The sequence below is a fragment of the Verrucosispora sp. TAA-831 genome (genome assembly GCF_050780145.1).
Taxonomy (GTDB): Bacteria; Actinomycetota; Actinomycetes; order Mycobacteriales; family Micromonosporaceae; genus Micromonospora.
Genome location: NZ_CP192240.1, coordinates 1,038,205 through 1,058,010 on the forward strand (window position 1 = coordinate 1,038,205; position 19,806 = coordinate 1,058,010).

The following is a 19,806-nucleotide window of genomic DNA, read 5'->3' on the forward strand; positions in this document are numbered from 1 at the left end:
CCGGCTCAGCCCTCGATGTTGTGCATGACGTGCTTGAGCCGGGTGTAGTCCTCCAGGCTGTAGACCGAGAGGTCCTTGCCGTGCCCGGAGTGCTTGAACCCGCCGTGTGGCATCTCGGAGACGAACGGGATGTGCGTGTTCACCCAGACGCAGCCGAAGTCGAGCCGCCGGGTCATCCGCATCGCCCGCCCGTGGTCGCGGGTCCAGACCGAGGCGGACAGGCCGTAGTCGACGCCGTTGGCCCAACGCACCGCCTCGTCCTCGTCGGAGAAGCGCTGCACGGTGATGACCGGCCCGAAAACCTCGTCCTGGATGATCTCGTCCTGCTGGCGCAGGCCGGAGACGACGGTGGGCGCGTAGAAGTAGCCCCGCTCGCCGACCTGCGTACCGCCGGTCTGCACCGCGGCGTGGTCCGGCAGACGGTCGACGAAGCCGCGTACCCGGGCGAGCTGGTTGGCGTTGTTCAGCGGGCCGTAGAGCACGTCCTCGTCGTCCGGCGCGCCGGTGCGGGTGTTGCGGGCCTGCTCGGTCAGAGCGGCGACGAAGTCGTCGTGCACGCCGGGGCCGGTGAGCACGCGCGTGGCGGCGGTGCAGTCCTGCCCGGCGTTGAAGTAGCCGCCGGTCGCGATGGCCTCGGCCGCCGCCGCGACGTCCGCGTCGTCGAAGACCACCACCGGCGCCTTGCCGCCCAGTTCCAGGTGGGTGCGCTTGAGGTCGGGCGCGGCGGCGGCGGCCACCTCCATGCCGGCCCGGGTGGAGCCGGTGATCGACACCAGTTGCGGAGTGGGGTGCGCGACGAGCGCCCGGCCGGTGTCCCGGTCGCCGCAGACCACGTTGAACACGCCCGGCGGCAGGTACTCGGCGGCGATCTCCGCCAGCAGCAGCGTCGACACCGGCGTGGTGTCCGACGGCTTGAGCACCACCGTGTTGCCGGCCGCGAGCGCCGGGGCGATCTTCCAGACCGCCATCATCAGCGGGTAGTTCCAGGGCGTGACCTGGGCGCAGACCCCGATCGGCTCACGCCGCACGTACGAGGTGTGCCCGGCCATGTACTCACCGGCCGAGCGGCCCTCCAGCAGCCGGGCGGCCCCGGCGAAGAAGCGGAACTCGTCCACGGCCGGCGGCAGCTCCTCGTCGGCGGTGAGCTGCCGGGGCTTGCCGGTGTTGCGTACCTCGGCGTCGACCAGGTCGGCGGCCCGCGCCTCCACGGCGTCGGCGAGTTTCAGCAGCGCCTTCTGCCGCTCGGCCGGAGTGCTCTCCCGCCAGCTCTCGAAGGCGGTCGCGGCGGCCTTCATGGCGGCGTCGACGTCGGCGGCACCGGAGACCGGGGCCTGGGCGAACGCCTCCCCGGTACACGGATCGATCAGGTCGGCGTAGCCGCCGTCGGCCGGCTCGACGTACTCGCCGTTGACGAAGTTGCGCAGCTTCTGCTGGTCACTCATGACTGGATCACTCCGAGGGGTCCGGGGGCCGCGCTGCGGCGGTTATCGCAATCTTCGTGCCATCTTCGCTACTGAATTCGCGGCAGACAAGGTCTGACGCGACCGTTTCCGTGGGCGACTGCCGGGGTTACGCTGCGATACGTGGAACCCACCCCGTTCTTCGTGGCCGGCCGTCCCACCCACGGTGCCGGCGAGCTGACCGTGCATCACCCGTACGACGGCCGGGCGGTGGGTCGTACCACCCTGGCCACCGCCGAGCAGGTCGAGGCCGCACTGTCGGCGGCGGCCGAGGTGGCTGCGACCGCCGCCGAACTGCCCGCGCACGCGCGCGCCGCCGCGCTGGACCACGTCTCGCGTCGGCTCGCCGAGCGGGCCGACGAGGTGGCCGGGCTGATCACCGCCGAGAACGGCAAGCCGGTCAAGTGGGCCCGGGCCGAGGTGGGCCGCGCGGTCTCCACCTTCCGGTGGGCGGCCGAGGAGGCCCGGCGCTTCTCCGGCGAACTGCAACGGCTCGACACCGACCCGGCCGCCACCGGCCGCATCGCCCTGGTGCGGCGGGTGCCGAAGGGGCCGGTGCTGGGCATCACCCCGTTCAACTTCCCGCTGAACCTGGTGGCACACAAGGTCGCCCCGGCCGTCGCGGTCGGCGCACCGGTGGTGGTCAAACCGGCCCCGGCCACCCCGCTCACCGCCCTGCTGCTCGGCGAGATCCTGGCCGAGACCGACCTGCCGACCGGGATGTTCTCGGTGCTGCCGCTGCCCAACGACCGGGCCGCCGAACTGGTCACCGATCCCCGACTACCGGTCGTCTCGTTCACCGGCTCCGGACCGGTCGGCGCGGCGGTGCGCCGGGCCGCGCCGGACAAGCACGTCACGCTGGAACTGGGTGGCAACGCGGCGGCGCTGATCTGCGCGGACTGGGCCGAGGACGCCGACCTGACCTTCGCCGCACAGCGGATCGCCACCTTCTCCAACTACCAGGCCGGGCAGTCCTGCATCGCGGTGCAGCGGGTCTTCGTGCACGAGTGGCTCTACGACGGCTTCCTGCCCCGCCTGGTCGCGGCCGTGCGGGAACTGCGCACCGGTGATCCGTCCGAGGAGTCCACCGACGTGGGGCCGCTGGTCTCCGAGGAGGCGGCGCGACGGGTGGAGGCGTGGGTGGACGAGGCGGTGACGGCCGGGGCCGCTGTCGAGACCGGTGGCCGACGGTCCGGGGCGACGTACCCGCCGACGGTGCTCAGCGGGGTGCCCGCTCGGGCGAGGGTCCGCGCCGAGGAGGTGTTCGGGCCGGTGCTCGTGGTGGACCGGGTCACCGACGACGAGGCCGGCTTCGCGGCGATCAACGACTCGGCGTACGGGCTCCAGGCCGGTGTCTTCACCCGACGGCTGGACGTCGCCTTCGCGGCGGCGCGGACGCTGGAGGTGGGTGGGGTGATCGTCGGTGACGTGCCGTCGTACCGGGCCGACCAGATGCCGTACGGCGGGGTGAAGGGGAGCGGGGTGGGACGGGAGGGGCTGCGTAGCGCCATGGACGACTACACCGACCCCCGGGTCACCGTCCTCACCGGCCTCCGGCTCTAGGCCCCGCTCACCACGATCCGTCGTCGCGTACCCGGGCCGGGGCGTGGCCGGACAGCAGAGTCACCAGGGCGGCGTCCAGGTCCGGGCCGAGGAACCACTCGCCCGCCTGGTCCAGCGCGAAGACCCGGCCCTGCTCGTCCACCGCGAGGACGCTGTGCTGTTCCTCGCTGCCGATCGGGAACAGCCGCGCCCCGAGCACCGCCCCGAAGTCGGCGAGCGAGTCGGCGGTGTGCGCCACCTGCCGTGCCAGCAGGTCGAACGGGGAGATCCGGACCTGTCGCCCCGGTCCGCGCAGTCGGCTGGCCAGGTTCGGGAACGCGGCGAGGGCGGCGACGGCGGCGGGGAAGCCCGGGTGCGCGTACGCCCGGCCGCGGATCGCGCGGACGTCCCGGAGGGTCGCGGTCGCCACCGCCTCGTCGCGGTGCTGTGGACGCCAACCGGCGGCGACGAGAGCGTGCGCGACCTGCGGCGGGAACCGGCCCTGGGACGGGTCGGTCGGCGGATCGGGCGAGGTGGGCGTGACCTGCTCCCGGGTGTCCGGCAGGACGGCGAAGTCCGCCAGCAGGGTCAGGCACGAGTCACAGGGCCGCTCGGCCGGGCCGGCGTGCGGGTCGCTCGGCTCGCGAACCCGGAACATCTCGATGCGGGCGGACGACAGCAGGCCCTTGGCGTCGCCCAGGCTCATCGGGGCGATGCCCTCGGCGGCGCGTCGGTGGTCGTGGTCGTGGAGCACGTCGGAGACGACCACGGCCTCCGCGTGCCGCTCGGCCCCCCGGACCAGATGCCCGGCCGGCAGCCCGTCCAGGTACGCGTCGAGCAGTGGATGGGGGCGCAACGGCAGGTCGCCCTTTGCGCCCTGGGCGGTGAAGATCCGCCCGTCGACGGTGAGGTGGGCGGTGACCGTCGGGGTGGGCAGTCGGTGGATCTCCCGTATGAGCTGACCGGCCGGGTCCACGGTGCGTGGCACCGGTGGCCCGCTCGGGCGACTGCGTCGATAGAGCCGCTCGACCACCTCGGCTGCCACCCGGGGCCAGGTGCTCACCTCGCCGGTGCGTCTGTCGACCACCGTGCTCGGCAGGTCGCCGGGGAGCGCCCTGGTCGGTGTGGCGACCGTGGAGGTGATGACGTAGCCGAGGTCGAACTCGGTGACCGATGGTCGACACTCGTGCCCGAGGCGTATCGAGTCGCGACGGGCCCACACCGCGGCGATCTGCTCGGCCTGTTCGCGGTCGATCACACCGGGAACTTACCGGAGAAGCACTCTTTCGTGGCGCTGCGTGCGACGGTTTTCACTGAGGGTGAGCGGGATGTGCGGCGCTCGGTGGCGCCTGACGGGCCTCGGCGGACCGGCGTGGGCGTGATGCGGCACACCTGTGGGGTGCTCGCCGACCAGCCGAGGTCGTGCCCCGGTAGTAGCCTGACCGCGGTCCCTCGTCAGGGGGAAGAACGGTGGGTGATCATGTCGGTACGTCGTCACGCGGCGCGCCTCGCGACGCTCTGCGTGTTCCTGGGCGGCCTGGTGGCGCTCGGTGGCGCGCCGGCTCACGCCGGAGACGGGGCGCACTCCGTCCAGGCCGTCAACCAGTCCTCCGGCGGATCGCCGGTGATGTTCTTCGGCATCGGCATGGTCGCCCTCGGCGCACTGCTCATCGTGTTCCTGATCGTCCGGTCCCGGAGGGACCGGCGGCAGCGTCGGGACCGGGTCGAGATCCCGCAGCCGCGCAACCCGGGTGGCACCACCTACCGCTCCGGCGCGAGCCACGGTGCCGCGCCGGTGCCGCCGGGTCCGGGTGCCGTGCCGTCGGGCCCGGTCGTCGCGCCGCCGATGCCGCCGGGTGTGGTCGCCCCACCACCGTCGCCGTCCGGCTGGGGCGTCCCGCCGGTGCCGTCCGGCCCGGTGCCGCCCGCGGCTCCCGGACAGGTGTACGGCAGCGCCCGGCCCGCCGCGCCCCGGGTCTACGGTGCCCCGGCGTCGCCGCGCCCGTCCGGTGGTCTGTACGGCGCCCGGCCGGAGCCCGATGGCCAGCCCCGTACGTCACCACCGGTCGCCACCGGGTCCGCCGTGCCACCGGTGTCGGCGCCGCCGATGGTCCCGCCGGTCTCCGCGCCGCCGATGGTCCCGCCGGTGTCGGCTCCGCCCGTGATTCCCCCGGTCTCGGCACCTGCGGCGGTCCCGCCGGTGTCGGCTCCGCCGACGCCGCCGACACCGGGTCCGACCGGGTCCGCAGCGGTGCCGGGACGGCCGGCGGACGAGGACGGGGACGAACCGGGGCGCGGGCTCTCCGGCTGAGCCGGGACGCGGCCCGGCGCTCCGTTACGCTCAGGTGCGTTGACCGACCTGCGGCCGAGGAGTGGAACCGGTGTCTGATCTGTCCCAGATCGTGAAGGCCTACGACGTCCGTGGGACGGTGCCGGACCAATGGGACGAGCGGGTGGCCGGTGCCCTGGGCACCGCGTTCGCGCAGATGCTCGACGGTGCCGGCGCACCCGGCGAGGCCGTCCTGATCGGCCACGACATGCGTGCCTCCGGGCCCGGGCTGGCCGAGGCGTTCGCCACCGGCGTACGCGCCGAGGGCCGCCCGGTCATCGAGATCGGGCTCGCCTCGACGGACATGGTCTACTACGCCTCCGGCGCGCTCGGGTTGCCCGGCGCGATGTTCACCGCGAGTCACAACCCGGCGCAGTACAACGGCATCAAGATGTGCCACGCCGGTGCCCGCCCGGTGGGGCAGGACAGTGGGCTGGCCGAGGTCCGGGACCGGGCGCAGGCCCTGCTCGACAAGGACGAGCCGCTCGGCGAGCCGACCGCGCCGACCGAGCGTCGGGACCTGCTCGCCGCGTACGCCGCACACCTGCGCACGCTGGTGGACCTGGCCGACATCCGGCCGCTGACCGTGGTGGTCGACGCGGGCAACGGCATGGGCGGGCACACCGTGCCGAGCGTGCTGGGCGACGCCGCGTTGTCGGCGCTGCCGCTGCGGATCGTGCCGCTCTACTTCGAGCTGGACGGCACCTTCCCCAACCACGAGGCCAACCCGCTCGACCCGGCCAACCTGGTCGACCTGCAACGCGCCGTGGTGGCGCACGGCGCCGACCTCGGGCTGGCGTTCGACGGCGACGCGGACCGCTGCTTCGTGGTCGACGAGCGCGGCGAGCCGGTCTCGCCCTCGGCGATCACCGCGCTGGTCGCGGCCCGGGAACTGGCCCGCCACCCCGGCTCCACGGTGATCCACAACCTGATCACCTCGCGCGCCGTGCCGGAGATCATCCGGGAGCACGGCGGTGAACCGGTGGTGGCCCGGGTCGGGCACTCGTTCATCAAGGCCGAGATGGCCCGGACCAACGCCGTCTTCGGCGGCGAGCACTCGGCGCACTACTACTTCCGGGACTTCTGGTTCGCCGACACCGGGATGCTGGCCGCCATGCACACCCTGGCGGCGCTCGGCGAGCAGCCGCTGCCGTTGTCCACGCTGGCCGCCGAGTACGAGCGGTACGTCGCCTCGGGGGAGATCAACTCCACCGTACGGGACCAGGCGGCGAAGGTGGCCGAGGTGCGGGCCGCGTACCCCGACGCCGAGGTGGACGAGTTGGACGGGCTCACCCTGCGCTTCCCGGACGGGGCGTGGCTCAACCTGCGTGCCTCCAACACCGAGCCGTTGCTGCGGCTCAACGTGGAGGCACCGACCGCCGAGCGGATGACCGCCCTGCGCGACGACGTGCTGGCCGTGGTTCGCCGATAGGATCGCTCGCGCCGGTCGGCACCGTCGATCGGTGAAGCCGCACACGTGGAAGGAGCCGCGCAGTGGCCCTCGACCCGCAGTTGCTGGAAATCCTCGCCTGCCCGGACACACACCATGCCCCGCTGGACTACGACGCGCAGGCCCAGACGCTGACCTGCACGGAGTGCGGCCGGATCTTCGAGGTCCGCGACGACGTGCCGGTGCTGCTGCTGGACGAGGCGCGCGGCCCCGCGGGGCAGTCGTGATCGACGGGACGGCCGGGGTCAGCGGCCACCGCCACGCCGACGACCGACTCCTCGACGACCCGCAGGCGCTGGCCGAACGGGACCCGGGCGGGATGCTGCGGCACACCGCCTCGGCCGGCGCGCAGGTCCGTGAGTCGGCGGCCCTGGCCGCCGAGGCCAACCTCGGTGTGCTCGGCGACGACGGGCGTCCCCGGGCGGTCGTCATCGCCGGCATCGGCACGGCCGGTCGTACCGGTGACGTGCTGGCCACCGTCGCCGGACCACGCTGCCCGGTGCCGGTCATCGCGCACCGCAGCGCGGGCGTGCCCGGCTGGGTCGGCGCGGCCGACGTGGTGATCGCGGTGAGCGCCTCCGGTCGCAGCCCCGAGGCGCTCGGCGCGGCCGAGGCCGCCCACCGGCGCGGGGCCCGGCTGGTCGCGGTGGCCCCGCCGGACTCGCCGCTGCACTCGGTGGCCGAGCGGGCCCGGGCCCCGTTCATCCCGGTGCCCCGGCGGGCCCCGGCCCGGGCCAGCCTGTGGGGGCTCACCGTGCCGGTCCTGATGGCCGCGCGGGCCCTCGGCCTGGTCAAGGTGAACGAGGCCGACCTGGCCGAGACGGCGGCGCGGCTGGACGCCGACGCCGACCGGTGCCGTCCGACCGCCGAGTCCTTCGTCAACCCGGCGAAGTCGCTGGCGCTCGGCCTGGCCGGCTCGATCCCGATCGTCTGGGGTTCGTCGCCGCTGGCGTCGGTCGCCGCCCGTCGCTTCGGTGACACGCTCTCCGCGAACGCCCGGTACCCGGTGGTCACCGGGGCGCTCGGTGAGGCGGGCCGGGGACGCGTCGGTCTGCTCGACGGCGTGTTCGGCGGCCTCGCCGAGGGGGATCGGGACATCTTCGCCGACCCGGACGACGCCGAGGGCGGCGACACCCGCCTGCGGCTGGTCCTGCTGCGTGACGGTGGCCTGAACGCCGAGGACGACACCGACGAGCCGCTCGCGGTCGAGGAGCGACGCGCGGAGGCGGTGCAGACCCTCGCCGAGCGACGTGGCGTACGGTGCGACGTGGTCACCGCCGAGGGCGGCTCGGCGCTGGAACGGCTGGCCTCCCTGGTGGCGGTGCCCGACTTCGCGTCGATCTACCTCGCGCTGGCGCACGGCCTGGACCCGATGGCGGTGCCGGCGATCACGGAGATGAAGGAGCTGTCCAACCAGTGAGCGGGCGCAGCGTGCGAGCCGGCCGGCCCGGTGGTCCGGCCGCTCGCACCGGTTGCTCACGTCGCGGGAGATCCGCGGCGTGAGCAGCCAGGGTGGCACACGGGCGATCGTCGCGGCGCTGCTTGCCAATCTCGGCATCGCGGTGACGAAGTTCGTCGCGTACCTGCTGACCAGCTCGTCGTCGATGCTGGCCGAGTCGATCCACTCGGTCGCCGACACCGGTAACCAGGCGCTGCTGCTGCTCGGCGGCAAGCGGGCCCGCCGGGCGGCCACCCCGCAGCACCCCTTCGGCTACGGCCGGGAGCGTTACGTCTACGCCTTCCTGGTCTCGATCGTGCTGTTCAGCCTCGGTGGTCTCTTCGCGCTCTACGAGGCCTGGCACAAGTGGTCCGACCCGCACGGCATCACCAGTTGGCAGTGGGTGCCGGTGACCGTGCTGCTGGTGGCCATCGTGCTGGAGTCCTTCTCCTTCCGCACTGCCATCGTCGAGTCGAACCTGATCCGGGGGCGCGAGTCGTGGACCAGGTTCATCCGGCGATCCAAGGCACCCGAGCTGCCGGTGGTGCTGCTGGAGGACTTCGGCGCGCTCGTCGGTCTGGTCTTCGCCCTGTTCGGCGTGGGCATGACGCTGGCGACCGGGGACGGCCGGTGGGACGCGGCGGGCACCGCGATGATCGGCGTGCTGCTGGTGGCCATCGCGGTGGTGCTGGCGATCGAGACCAAGAGCCTGCTGCTCGGTGAGGGTGCGGAACCGGCCGACGTGGCCGCCATCGAGCAGGCGGTCACCGCCGGCCCGGAGGTGGAGCGGATCATCCACATGAAGACTCTCTACCTGGGCCCCGAGGAGTTGTTGGTGGCCGCGAAGATCGCGGTGTCGCGCTGCGAGACCGCCGAGGAGGTGGCCCGGAACATCGACGCCGTGGAGGCGCGGATCCGGGCGGCGGTGCCGGTGGCCCGGGTGATCTATCTGGAGCCGGACGTGTATCACGCGGATGCGGGGCCGGCGGAGGCGTCCGGTCGACGGGAGAGCTGACCGGTGGAACTGCTGAACGGACCGATCAAGGACTACGCCTGGGGCTCCCGCTCGGCGATCGCCGCGCTCCAGGGGCGGCCGGTGCCCAGCGACGGTCCGGAGGCCGAGCTGTGGCTGGGCGCGCATCCGGGTGCGCCGGCCACCGTGTCGCGTGCGGACGGTCCGGCCACGCTGACCGACGTGCTCACCACCGACCCGGCCCGGTGGCTGGGCGAGCCGGCGATCGAGCGCTTCGGGGTACGGCTGCCGTTCCTGCTCAAGGTGCTGGCGGCCGAGGCTCCGCTCAGTCTTCAGGCGCACCCGGACGCGGAGCAGGCGCGGGCCGGTTACGCCGCCGAGTACGCCCGGGCCGACGGCGTGCGCAACTACGTCGACCCGTTCCACAAGCCGGAGTTGCTGGTGGCGCTCGGGCCGATGGAGGCGCTGTGCGGGTTCCGGGACCCGTCGGTCTCGGCGAAGGTGTTGGCCGGGTTGGGCGTACCGGAGCTGAGGCCGGTGCTGGACGCGTTGGGTGCCGGGCCGGCGGGCCTGGCCGATGCGGTCCGCGCGCTGCTGACCTGGCCGGAGTCGGAGCGGGAGGGGCTGGTCACGGCGGCCCGGACGGCGGCGGTGACCGGCCCGGACGCCGACCTGGTGGCGATGCTGGCGCAGACGTATCCGGCCGACCCGGGGGTGCTGGTGGCGCTGCTGCTCAACCGGGTACGGCTGGCCGAGGGCGAGGCGATCTGGATGCCGGCCGGAAACCTGCACGCCTACCTGCGCGGTACCGGTGTGGAGGTGATGGCGGCCAGCGACAACGTGCTGCGTGGCGGCCTGACCCCCAAACACGTCGACGTGGCCGAGCTGCTGCGGGTGCTCCGGTTCGAGGTGCTCGACCAGCCGGTGGTGTCGTCCCGGCCGGTCGCCGACGGGGTGGTGACCTGGCCGGTACCGGTGCCGGACTTCGCGTTGCACCGGGTGACCGTGCAGGACGACCGGCCCGAGGTGACGCTCACCGTGCCGGGGCCGCGCGTGCTGCTCTGCACCGTCGGGGAGGTCACCGTCGCCGACGGTGTCGCGCCGTTGACGCTGGAGCGCGGGCGGGCTGCGGTGGGACCGGCCGACGGTGGTGCGTTGACGGTGCGCGGTGCCGGCGAGATCTACGTCGCCTCGACCGGCTCCCTCTGATTCCGACGGACCAGGATCCTGCCGCCTTCGCCTGAACCGGCAAGTCCGACTTTCCCGAAATCGCTTGACTCGCGTCTGACTCAGTGTGACTCTATGGGTGCGCAGCGTTATCGCGACATAGTCCGAGAACGCGCGGGGGAACCAAACCGGGGGGATGCACGGGGCGGGCGGGACTGGACGGCACACGTCCACGACCGGCCGCCCCGTGTGCTGTCCGCAACCAGGCCGTCCCGCATCGGGCGGCGCGCGTAAGGTGGGTGGTTGCGCAGCACCATCGTCCGACAGGAGCTTTCATGACCAGCACCCTCCCGGCGTCCGGCAACGGAACGTCGTCCGAGGCCCGCCCGCGTACCCTCGCCGAGGGTGACTACAAGGTGGCGGACCTGTCGCTCGCCGAGTTCGGGCGCAAGGAGATCCGTCTCGCCGAGCACGAGATGCCCGGCCTGATGGCGATCCGTCGTGAGTTCGCCGAGGCACAGCCACTCGCGGGCGCACGGATCACCGGTTCGCTGCACATGACGATCCAGACCGCCGTCCTGATCGAGACCCTGGTCGCGCTCGGCGCGGAGGTCCGCTGGGCGTCCTGCAACATCTTCTCCACCCAGGACCACGCCGCCGCCGCGATCGTGGTCGGCGCGGACGGCACCCCCGAGGCCCCTGCCGGTGTCCCGGTCTACGCCTGGAAGGGCGAGACGCTGGAGGAGTACTGGTGGTGCACCGAGCAGGTGCTGGCCTGGCCGGACGGGCACGGCCCCAACATGATCCTCGACGACGGCGGTGACGCCACCCTGCTGGTGCACAAGGGTGCGGAGTTCGAGAAGGCCGGCACCGTGCCGCCGGTCGAGTCCGCCGACTCCGAGGAGTACGCGGTCATCCTCGGCCTGCTGCACCGCACGATCGCCGAGGACGGCGGACGCTGGACCCGGATCGCGGCCGACATCAAGGGCGTGACCGAGGAGACCACCACCGGCGTGCACCGGCTCTACGAGATGCACCGCAACGGCACGCTGCTCTTCCCGGCCATCAACGTCAACGACTCGGTGACCAAGAGCAAGTTCGACAACAAGTACGGCTGCCGCCACTCGCTCATCGACGGCATCAACCGCGCCACCGACGTGCTGATCGGCGGCAAGATGGCGGTCGTGCTCGGCTACGGCGACGTCGGCAAGGGCTGCGCCGAGTCGCTGCGCGGCCAGGGCGCCCGGGTCGTGGTGACCGAGGTCGACCCGATCTGCGCGCTCCAGGCGGCGATGGACGGCTACCAGGTCGCCACCCTGGAGGACGTGGTCGAGCAGGCGGACCTCTTCATCACCGCCACCGGCTGCTTCGACGTCATCACCAACGAGCACATGGCCCGGATGAAGCACCAGGCCATCGTCGGCAACATCGGCCACTTCGACAACGAGATCGACATGGCCGGTCTGGCCAAGCGCTCGGACGTCACCCGGGAGAACATCAAGCCGCAGGTCGACCTCTGGACGTTCGACGACGGCCACTCGATCATCGTGCTCTCCGAGGGCCGTCTGCTGAACCTGGGCAACGCCACCGGCCACCCGAGCTTCGTGATGTCGAACTCGTTCGCCAACCAGACGATCGCCCAGATCGAGCTGTTCACCAAGACCGACGAGTACCCGATCGGCGTGTACGTGCTGCCCAAGCACCTGGACGAGAAGGTCGCCCGGCTGCACCTGGGCGCGCTCGGCGCCAAGCTGACCACGCTCACCAAGGTGCAGGCCGAGTACCTCGGCGTCAGCCAGGAGGGGCCGTTCAAGCCGGAGCACTACCGCTACTGATCGACGCGTACCGGGCCGGGTCGACCTCAGGTCGGCCCGGCCCGTTCGTGCGTCTCCGCTGTCGGCGGGGCGGACGGTTCAGCGGGGCCGGTCCTGGCGGCGGGCGGGCCGGACCCAGGTCCAGACGCACCAGACCAGCCAGGTGAGCGAGACCACCGCCGCCAGGGTGCGCAGCCGCAGCGCACTGAGCAGCAGCACCAGCCCGAGCACGGCCAACCACGGCAACAGACCTCTCATCACGGCCTCCCCGGTGTGCGATCGACCTCGGGCACCGGAGCCTGGTCGGACTCGGCGACCGGGGACGGTCGTACCGCCGGTCGGCCCTGGGCCGGCACCGGTGCGCGGGGCGGTTCCGGCGCCACGGTGCCCGGCTGCCCGGGAGCGGCGGGCCGTGGCCACGGTACGCCGAGTGGCGCGCTCGCCGGGCCGTACGTCCGGTCGGTCTCGGGCAGCAGACCGAGCCGGGGCCAGAGCGCGGCGGTGAGCACGCGCTCCTCGGCGAGCCGGTGTCGGGCCCGCCGATGCCGTTCACCGAGCACGGCGGCCAGGTAGACCGCCGCCGGATATCCGTCCGGTGCGGGCGGGGTGACGGCCGCGCCGACCTCCCGCCACAACCGCCGGGCCAGGTCGTCGGAGGCCGGACCGGTGAACAGATGTGCCCGGGCCAGGTACTGCCGGGTGGCCAGCGCCAGCTTCGGATCGAGTCGGCTCAGATCCAGCGTGTACGCCCAGTTCCGCAACGCCGGCACGGTGGCCGGGACCGGACGCCAGGACGTCGCGGTGCGGGTGTGCACCACCAGGGTGCCCGCCACCAGGTCACCGAGACGCCGCCCCCGGGAGTCGGTGAGCATCACCGTCACCCCGGCCACCCAGGACAACAGCGGCAGCACCAGACCGGGCCACTCGACGGCCACCCCGACCAGCGCCCGGGCCAGCGACTGGCGCAGCCCGACCGGGGCACCGTCGACACTGACCACCCGCAGGCCCACCGCCGCCTTGCCGGGGGTGCGGCCGTGGTTGAGTCGCTCGCACAGCACCGGGTAGCCCACCAGCAGCAGCACCACCCCGATGGTGAGCAGTGCCCGCTCGGTGGCGGCGTCGATCGCGCCGTCCGGCAGCGCGGCCAGTCCCAACCCGACCAGCGCGGCCAGCAGCAGACCGAACAGGAGTTGGATCAGCACGTCGAGCAGCAGCGCGAGCACCCGGGAGCCGATCCGGGCGGCGCGTACGTCCAGCTTCACCGCCTCACCGCTGACCAGCTCGGCATCGCCCCAGGCCGGGGCGTTCCACGGTCGCGATGCTGCTGTGCTCACCCGCACAGTGAACACTATGATCGCGCGGACGGGGGTGGACGGTGGATCTCGACGCGTACGTCGCCGAGCACGGCGGGGAGTGGCGCCGGCTGGACCAGCTCTCCGGCCGCCGACGGTTGACCGTGGACGAGGTCGACGAGTTGGTCGCGCTCTACCAGCGCGCCACCACCCAGCTCTCCATGCTGCGCAGTCGCTCGCCCGACCCGGCCCTGGTCGGCCAGCTCTCCCAGGTGGTGCTCCGGGCCCGGGCGCGTCTCACCGGTCGACCGCGTCCCTCGTGGGCGGTCGTCGGACGGTTCGTGCTGGTCGACTTCCCCGGGGCGGTCTGGCGCGCGGCCCCCTGGTGGTGCGCGGTGGCGACCGCCTTCACGCTGCTCACCTTCACCCTGATCGGGTTCGTGGCGGACAACCCGGAGACGGCGGCGGCGTTCGTCGGCGAGGCGGAGGCCGCCCACCTGGTGGAGTCCGGCTTCGCCGGCTACTACACCGAGTTCTCCGCACCGACGTTCGCCTTCCACCTGTGGACGCACAACGCCTGGCTGGCCGCGAAGTGCCTGGCGGCGGGCGTGCTGATCGTCCCGGTGGTGTACCTGCTGTGGCAGAACGTGGTGAACATCGGCGTGGTCGGTGGCGTGATGGTCGGGTACGGCCGGGGGGACGTGTTCTTCGGCCTGATCACCCCGCACGGGCTGCTGGAACTGACCGGGGTGTTCGTGGCCGCCGGAGTCGGGCTGCGCCTCGGGTGGGCGTGGATCGCGCCGCCCGAGCAGCTCACCCGGGGACAGGCGGTGGCCCGGTCCGGTCGCGACGGCGTGGTGGTCGCCCTCGGCCTGGTGGTGGTCTTCGCGATCTCGGCGGTGATCGAAGCCTTCGTCACCCCCGCCCCGGTGCCGACGGCCCTGCGCATCACCGTCGGCGCCGCGGCCTGGCTCGCCTTCCTGACGTACGTCTTCGTGCTCGGCTATCGGGTCCGTGGCGAGGGCGGCGATGCCCCGGCCGTGCCGAACTGACCGTCGGGCGGCAGCCGATCGGATCAGAGTCGACCGGTGAACTTAAGCCGCAGGTAGGCGTCGGTCAGCGCGGGGGCGAGGTCGGGTGCCGGAGCGTCGATGACGGTGACGTCGTGGCCGACCAGGGCTGCCGTGAGCCGGTCACGTTCGGCGAGCGTCCGCCAGGCCGCAGCAGCCGCGTAGGCGTCCTCGACCCGGTGGGGCGCTGCGGTGGCGAGCGTGGCGAGCACCGGGTCCTGGGCCGCCGCCACCACCACCCGGTGCCGGGCGGCCAGCCGGGGCAGCACCGGCAGCAGACCCTCACCGAGGGCGCCGGGCTCCAGCGCGGTGAGCAGGACGACCAGGCTGCGTGGGCGGTGCCGGCGCAGCAGTTCGCCGGCGATCAGGCGGAAGTCGGTCTCCACCAGGGCGGGTTGCAGTGGCGCGAGGGCGTGCGCCAGTCGGCTCCACTGCGCCGGCTGCTCCGCGCCACTGACCGACGCCCGGGTGACCGCGTCGGCGGCGAACACGTCGACCCGGTCACCCGCCCGGGTGGCCAGCGCGGTGAGCAGCAGTGCCGCCTCGATCGAGGTGTCCAGTCGCGGCTCGTCCCCGAGGCGCACCGCCGAGGTCCGTCCGGTGTCCAGCACGCAGACCACCCGGCGGTCCCGTTCGGGGCGCCAGGTGCGGACCAGCACCTCGGCCCGCCGGGCGGTGGCCCGCCAGTCGACGGACCGCACGTCGTCGCCGGGTACGTACTCGCGCAGGGTGTCGAACTCGGTGCCCGCGCCGCGTCCCCGGCCGACCTGGCGGCCGTCGATGACCCGCAGCCGGGACAGCTTCTCGGGCAGGTGCCGCCGCGAGTCGAAGCGGGGCAGCACCCGCAGGGTCCACGGCGGCGTCGCGGGTCGCCCGTTCCACTGCCGGAACGCCAGCCCGAGCGGCCCGAGCGAACGGACCGTCAGCGTCACGGCGGGCCGGTCGCCCCGGCGGGTCGGGGTCAACCGGCTGGGTAGCGCCACCACCGTCCCGGGGGCGACGTGCACCGCGCGGCTCGGCGACACGTCGGGCCGGGCTCCGGCCGAGGGCACCCAGGCGTCGCGGACCTGGGCCCGCAGTGGCCGACCGGAGAGGTTGCCCAGGTGCAGCACGACGGTGGCGGTCCCGCCGAGCCGGACGGCCCGTTCGCCGTCCCGCGAGGCGGTGAGCGACCGCAGCGGCGCGGCGAGCGCGAGGTCCACGACGAGCAGCAGCAGGACCGCGCCGACCATCACCGCCACCCCGACGAACGGGGCCGGCCACAGCGGCAGGGTCAGCGCGCCCACCGCGAGCAGCGCCGCCGCCCGCCAGGTCATCGCGGGGTCGGCACGGTGGCCAGCACCGTGTCCAGCACGGCGTCGACCGCGACACCCTCCAGCTCGGCCTCGGGGCGCAGCCGGAGCCGGTGCCGCAGGGTCGGCCGGGCCATCGCCTTGACGTCGTCGGGCAGCACGTGGTCGCGACCGCTGAGCCAGGCCCACGCCTTGGCGGTGCCGAGCAGACCGGTGGCGCCACGGGGCGAGGCGCCCAGTTCCAGCGCGGGTACGACCCGGGTGGCCCGGCACAGGTCGACGACGTAGCCGAGCAGCGGTTCCGCGACGTGTACCCGGCTCACCGCCGCGCGCGCCGTGGCGAGGTCGGCGGCTCCGGCCACCGGGCCCACCCCGGCACCGGCCAGGTCGCCCGGGTCGAAGCCGGCGTGATGGGCGCGCAGCACCCCCAGTTCCTCGTCCCGGTTGGGCAGCGGCACGGTCAGCTTGAGCAGGAAACGGTCCAGTTGGGCTTCCGGCAGCGGATAGGTGCCCTCGTACTCCACCGGGTTCTGGGTGGCCACCACGATGAACGGGTCGGGCAGTGCACGCCGCTCGCCCTCGACGGTGACCTGCCGCTCCTCCATCACTTCGAGCAGCGCGGACTGGGTCTTCGGCGGCGTCCGATTGATCTCGTCGGCGAGCAGCAGGTTGGTGAAGACCGGCCCTTCGCGGAAGGTGAACGCGGCGGTCCGCGAGTCGAAGACCATCGAGCCGGTGACGTCGCCGGGCATCAGGTCCGGGGTGAACTGCACCCGCCGGGCCGTCAGGTCCAGCGCGGCGGCGAGCGTCCGCACCAGCAGCGTCTTGGCCACCCCCGGTACGCCCTCCAGCAGTACGTGGCCCCGGCAGAGCAGCGCGACGACGAGGCCGGCGACGACGGCGTCCTGCCCGACGACCGCCTTGGCCACCTCGGCGCGCAACCGGTGCAGCGCGGCCCGGGCGGGGTCGGCGGCGAGCGGGTCGGCGGTGGTGGTGGCGGGTCGGGTCACCGGGGGTCTCCTTCGGTTCGGGGCTGCGGTACGGGGGGTGACGGTCGTGCCACGACAGGATCGGCGCAGGTTGCCCGGTCCAGACCGGTCGCCAGGTCCAGCAGATCCTGGTCGGTGTCCGGCGGCGGGCCGTGCAGCAGGCGGTCGACGACCTCCCGGGAGGTGCCGGTACGGGCCGCCACGGCGGCGGCCACGCCCTCGTGCCCGGTCTGCGCGGGCAAATGCAGTCGGCGGGCCAACCGGGTCCGGGCGGCGGCCCGCAGTGTCTCGGCGGTGCTCTCGTGAGCCTGCGCCCGCTGATAGAGGCGGGCCCGTCCGTGCACGGTCTCGGCGGCGGGGACGGTCACCGGCAACGGCTCCGGCGTCGGCGGACCGAGCCGACGGGCCCGCCACACACCGACCAGCAGGGCGGCCAGGAGCAGTTGCAGCAGCAGTGCCCAGAACCAGGGCGGGAAGGCGGACCAGAGCGGGTTGGTCGAGTCGTCCGGCCCGGACCGGCCGGGTCCGGAGGCGTCCCGCCCCGACCGGTCGCCGGGGGTGCTGCCCTCGCCGTCGCCGGTGCCCACGTCGGTGTCGTCCCCGGGCTCGCCGTACCCGGAGTCGGTCCGGTCCGGTGGTGGGGCGACTGGACCCGGGGGTGGCGCGGGCGGCGGTGGCGCGGGGCCGTCCAGGTCGAGCCAGACCACCCGGCCGGTGCCGGCGAGCAGGCCGGTGGCGAAGGCGCGGTTGTCCCGCTCGTCGATGCGGCTGTTGCGGAACGGGTCGCTGGCTCCCACCACCAGGCTCTCGCTGGGCCCCGGCAACCGGGCCAGACCGGCGGCGAAGCAGAGTTCGACCGGTTCCACGCGACCGGTGGGCGCGTACCGTGTCCGGGTGACGGCGGCGGTGTCGACGCCGGCCATCTCGGGCAGCGGGCAGGCCCGGCCGTCGTGGTGCGGTGCGACCGCCCCCGCCGCCCAGCGTCGCGCGACGGGTCGGATCGGCAGCCCGGCGGCGTCCAGCACCCGCCGGGGCGGATCGACCAGCACCAGCCGGGTGCCGGTGGGCAGCAGACCGAGATCGTCGACGGTACGCGGGTGCAGCAGTTCGGGCGCCGGGACGAACAGGGTGGCCGGTGCTCCCCGGACGGCCCGCAGCGCCTGCATCGTCTCGGTCTCCCGCTGCACCACGACACCGTCGCGGGTCAGGCTGGCCGCGAGCCGGCTGCCGCCGTCGTCCCCGGTGGACACCGGGGAGAGGAAGCCCGGGTCGGTCTGGTCGGGCTGGTCGAACTCGCGACTGACCAGGGTGACGGTGAGGAGCAGGGCGGCGAGGACGACCGGGATCACCACCCGGTGTCGGCGGCGGGTGGTCCGGGGCGTCACCACGTGGACCCCACCGACGCGTCGGCGGCGAGGATCTGTCGCAGCCGGTCGGCGTGTTCCCGCATCCGGTGGTCGTGGTCGGCGGTGGCGCCGCGTTGGGCGTACCAGAGCTCGGAGAAGATGTCCGCCGCGGCGGACAGCGGCGGACCGACGGGTGGGTGCGTGGCCCGGGCGTCGGTGACGACCTCGGCGACGGTCATGCCCGGCCGGATCCAGACCACCCGCCGGTCGGTGAGTTCGTGCAGCATGGCGCGGAGCCGTTCCCGGACGGCCTCGGCGTAGCGGCCGTCGGCGGAGAGCCGGTCGGCCAGGTCGGGCGCGGCGACCGGCGGCAGGGCCGGGGCCGGTACACCGACGACGGTGGACGTGGGCACCGCCCGGACCGTCTCGGTGCGTCCCGGTCGGCTCCGGGTGCGGCGACGCAGTCGGGGGATCCGTCGGGGCACCCAGCTCGGGAAGGTGTACCAGCCGACCGCCACCATGGCCGTGACCAGCGCCAGCACCAGCGTGACCAGCGGCAGCGGCACGTGGTCGCCGAGTGCCGCCGTGGTCTCGGTCCACCACCGGCTCGGGTTCATCCGCGCACCGCCAGGGCGGTCGGTGTCGCGTCGGCCGGTTGTCGGGACAGGTGGATGTCCAGCCCTTCGGTGCGGATGCGGGTCTCCAGGTGCAGGACCGCGTCCAGACAGGCCAGCGCGGCGTACGCGACGGTGTTGACCGCGGCCCAGAGCAGGGCGGCGGTCACGACCAGGGCACCCTCGCCCTCGATCAGGCCGAGGGTGGACAACCCGATGAACATGCCCCAGCCGAGACCGACCCGGATGATCCACCAGACCAGGTACCCGAGTGTCCGCAGGGCGGCGGCCCGACCCTCGACCCGCAGGGCGAGCGAGGCCGAACGGGTGAGCGCCCGCAGCGGGACGACCCGGTCCAGCACGAGGGCGGGAGCCACCGCGCCGAGCAGGGCCCATCCGACGAACCACGCCGGGCCGAACAGCGACAGGAACAGCATCACGGCACCCACCAGCAGGGCGAGCAGCAGGGTCGCGCCCCACCGGCCGCCGGTGGGGCGTACCAGGTGCCGGGCGGTGCGGCGGTGACCGAGCAGCGCGCCCCCGGCGGCTCGGGCGGCCGGGTTGCCGAGCAGGACGACGATCGTCGCCTCGGTCGCCGCGCCGAGCGCGAGCAGCAGCCAGAACCCGCCGAGGTTGTTGAGGTTCGGCAGCCACCACAGTGGTGGACCGACGCCGAGGGTGGTGCGCAGCGGCAGCAGGAGGAGTTGCTCGCCGACGGCGAGGACGGCGGCGAGAGGGAGCAGCGTCGAGGCGTGGTGACGCAGCAGGAGTACGGCGGAGTCGAGGAGTTCACCGACGGTGAGTGGGCGGCCGGGGAGCACGGCGGTGGGGCCTGCTTCGGGCACGCGTACTCCTGGGAGGCGTGGATGGTGGCGCGCGGCGGCGCACCCGGGGATCATGTTGACACGCGCGGTCCGCCCGGGTGCAGCCCCGGCCCGGGGTGGCGCGCGCGAGCGGTGCAACCGGCCGGTGTTGGGCACCGCGCGTCCTTCGGCAGTAGCGTGCCGTAGGACGCCGAGCCCAACCGAAC

At 73.7% G+C, this 19,806-nt stretch carries 18 protein-coding genes; 9 read left to right on the forward strand and 9 right to left on the reverse strand.

Going from position 1 to position 19,806, the window contains the following annotated elements; translation table 11 throughout:
- Positions 1-5: 5 nt before the first annotated feature.
- Positions 6-1,442 carry a gamma-aminobutyraldehyde dehydrogenase gene (locus ACQVFL_RS04840; RefSeq protein ID WP_431728770.1) on the reverse strand — a complete coding sequence of 479 codons (1,437 nt, stop codon included), beginning with the start codon at positions 1,440-1,442 and terminating at the stop codon, positions 6-8.
- A gap of 141 nt (positions 1,443-1,583) precedes the next feature.
- Between ACQVFL_RS04840 and ACQVFL_RS04845 the strand changes: the two genes are divergently transcribed.
- Entirely contained in the window at positions 1,584-3,023 is a 1,440-nt protein-coding gene (locus tag ACQVFL_RS04845) for an aldehyde dehydrogenase family protein (protein WP_396695948.1), read from the forward strand.
- 7 nt (positions 3,024-3,030) lie between these two features.
- Here the strand turns inward: ACQVFL_RS04845 and ACQVFL_RS04850 are convergent, their stop codons facing one another.
- Entirely contained in the window at positions 3,031-4,260 is a 1,230-nt protein-coding gene (locus ACQVFL_RS04850) for an SUKH-3 domain-containing protein (protein ID WP_396695949.1), read from the reverse strand.
- 222 nt (positions 4,261-4,482) lie between these two features.
- On the opposite strand from ACQVFL_RS04850, the gene ACQVFL_RS04855 reads away from it, so the two are divergent.
- The 7 genes from ACQVFL_RS04855 (at position 4,483) to ahcY (ending at position 12,194) form a co-directional block, all read left to right on the forward strand.
- Complete coding sequence (locus tag ACQVFL_RS04855; protein WP_431728771.1) at positions 4,483-5,313, forward strand: hypothetical protein; 831 nt, start codon at positions 4,483-4,485, stop codon at positions 5,311-5,313.
- 70 nt (positions 5,314-5,383) lie between these two features.
- A complete protein-coding gene (locus ACQVFL_RS04860) occupies positions 5,384-6,763 on the forward strand; it encodes a phosphomannomutase/phosphoglucomutase (RefSeq protein WP_396695952.1) in 1,380 nt (459 codons plus the stop codon).
- Positions 6,764-6,825: 62 nt separating this feature from the next.
- Positions 6,826-7,008 carry a Trm112 family protein gene (locus tag ACQVFL_RS04865; RefSeq protein WP_396695954.1) on the forward strand — a complete coding sequence of 61 codons (183 nt, stop codon included), beginning with the start codon at positions 6,826-6,828 and terminating at the stop codon, positions 7,006-7,008.
- A complete protein-coding gene (locus ACQVFL_RS04870; protein ID WP_396695956.1) occupies positions 7,005-8,201 on the forward strand; it encodes an SIS domain-containing protein in 1,197 nt (398 codons plus the stop codon). The genes ACQVFL_RS04865 and ACQVFL_RS04870 overlap by 4 nt, the downstream gene beginning before the upstream one ends.
- Before the next feature lie 79 nt (positions 8,202-8,280).
- The gene (locus ACQVFL_RS04875; protein ID WP_396695958.1) at positions 8,281-9,234 is read left to right on the forward strand and encodes a cation diffusion facilitator family transporter; all 954 of its coding nucleotides are present in this window, start codon (positions 8,281-8,283) and stop codon (positions 9,232-9,234) included.
- 3 nt (positions 9,235-9,237) lie between these two features.
- A complete protein-coding gene (manA, locus tag ACQVFL_RS04880; protein WP_396695960.1) occupies positions 9,238-10,401 on the forward strand; it encodes a mannose-6-phosphate isomerase, class I in 1,164 nt (387 codons plus the stop codon).
- 293 nt (positions 10,402-10,694) lie between these two features.
- Positions 10,695-12,194, forward strand: a complete 1,500-nt coding sequence (gene ahcY / locus ACQVFL_RS04885; RefSeq protein WP_396695962.1) for an adenosylhomocysteinase — start codon at positions 10,695-10,697, stop codon at positions 12,192-12,194.
- Between the two features lie 78 nt (positions 12,195-12,272).
- Here ahcY and ACQVFL_RS04890 read toward each other — a convergent pair whose 3' ends face one another.
- Together ACQVFL_RS04890 and ACQVFL_RS04895 are read right to left on the reverse strand one after the other, a co-directional pair.
- Entirely contained in the window at positions 12,273-12,431 is a 159-nt protein-coding gene (locus ACQVFL_RS04890; RefSeq protein WP_396695964.1) for a hypothetical protein, read from the reverse strand.
- Complete coding sequence (locus ACQVFL_RS04895; protein ID WP_431728772.1) at positions 12,431-13,507, reverse strand: RDD family protein; 1,077 nt, start codon at positions 13,505-13,507, stop codon at positions 12,431-12,433. Before ACQVFL_RS04895 ends, ACQVFL_RS04890 begins: the two co-directional genes overlap by 1 nt.
- 41 nt (positions 13,508-13,548) lie before the next feature.
- Between ACQVFL_RS04895 and ACQVFL_RS04900 the strand changes: the two genes are divergently transcribed.
- Positions 13,549-14,517 (forward strand): stage II sporulation protein M, encoded by a 969-nt coding sequence (locus ACQVFL_RS04900; protein WP_431728773.1) that lies wholly within the window; start codon positions 13,549-13,551, stop codon positions 14,515-14,517.
- 23 nt (positions 14,518-14,540) lie between these two features.
- On the opposite strand, the gene ACQVFL_RS04905 is transcribed toward ACQVFL_RS04900, so the two are convergent.
- Genes ACQVFL_RS04905 through ACQVFL_RS04925 form a run of 5 tightly spaced genes read right to left on the reverse strand, consistent with a single transcriptional unit; the run spans position 14,541 to position 19,621 of the window.
- Positions 14,541-15,851 (reverse strand): DUF58 domain-containing protein, encoded by a 1,311-nt coding sequence (locus ACQVFL_RS04905; RefSeq protein WP_431728774.1) that lies wholly within the window; start codon positions 15,849-15,851, stop codon positions 14,541-14,543.
- Complete coding sequence (locus ACQVFL_RS04910) at positions 15,848-16,837, reverse strand: AAA family ATPase (protein WP_396695972.1); 990 nt, start codon at positions 16,835-16,837, stop codon at positions 15,848-15,850. The genes ACQVFL_RS04905 and ACQVFL_RS04910 overlap by 4 nt, the downstream gene beginning before the upstream one ends.
- Entirely contained in the window at positions 16,834-18,201 is a 1,368-nt protein-coding gene (locus tag ACQVFL_RS04915) for a DUF4350 domain-containing protein (RefSeq protein ID WP_431728775.1), read from the reverse strand. Before ACQVFL_RS04915 ends, ACQVFL_RS04910 begins: the two co-directional genes overlap by 4 nt.
- Complete coding sequence (locus tag ACQVFL_RS04920; RefSeq protein WP_431728776.1) at positions 18,198-18,779, reverse strand: DUF4129 domain-containing protein; 582 nt, start codon at positions 18,777-18,779, stop codon at positions 18,198-18,200. The genes ACQVFL_RS04915 and ACQVFL_RS04920 overlap by 4 nt, the downstream gene beginning before the upstream one ends.
- Positions 18,776-19,621, reverse strand: coding sequence for a hypothetical protein (locus ACQVFL_RS04925; protein ID WP_431728777.1), 846 nt, complete (start codon positions 19,619-19,621; stop codon positions 18,776-18,778). The genes ACQVFL_RS04920 and ACQVFL_RS04925 overlap by 4 nt, the downstream gene beginning before the upstream one ends.
- Positions 19,622-19,806 lie beyond the last annotated feature (185 nt).

Excerpts from the sequence above, each read along its gene's own strand:
- ACQVFL_RS04890 (WP_396695964.1), bottom strand. The coding sequence starts at position 12,431 with ATGAGAGGTCTGTTGCCGTGGTTGGCCGTGCTCGGGCTGGTGCTGCTG.
- ACQVFL_RS04855 (WP_431728771.1), top strand. The coding sequence starts at position 4,483 with ATGTCGGTACGTCGTCACGCGGCGCGCCTCGCGACGCTCTGCGTGTTC.
- ahcY (WP_396695962.1), top strand. The coding sequence starts at position 10,695 with ATGACCAGCACCCTCCCGGCGTCCGGCAACGGAACGTCGTCCGAGGCC.
- ACQVFL_RS04840 (WP_431728770.1), bottom strand. The coding sequence starts at position 1,442 with ATGAGTGACCAGCAGAAGCTGCGCAACTTCGTCAACGGCGAGTACGTC.
- ACQVFL_RS04920 (WP_431728776.1), bottom strand. The coding sequence starts at position 18,779 with ATGAACCCGAGCCGGTGGTGGACCGAGACCACGGCGGCACTCGGCGAC.
- ACQVFL_RS04905 (WP_431728774.1), bottom strand. The coding sequence starts at position 15,851 with ATGACCTGGCGGGCGGCGGCGCTGCTCGCGGTGGGCGCGCTGACCCTG.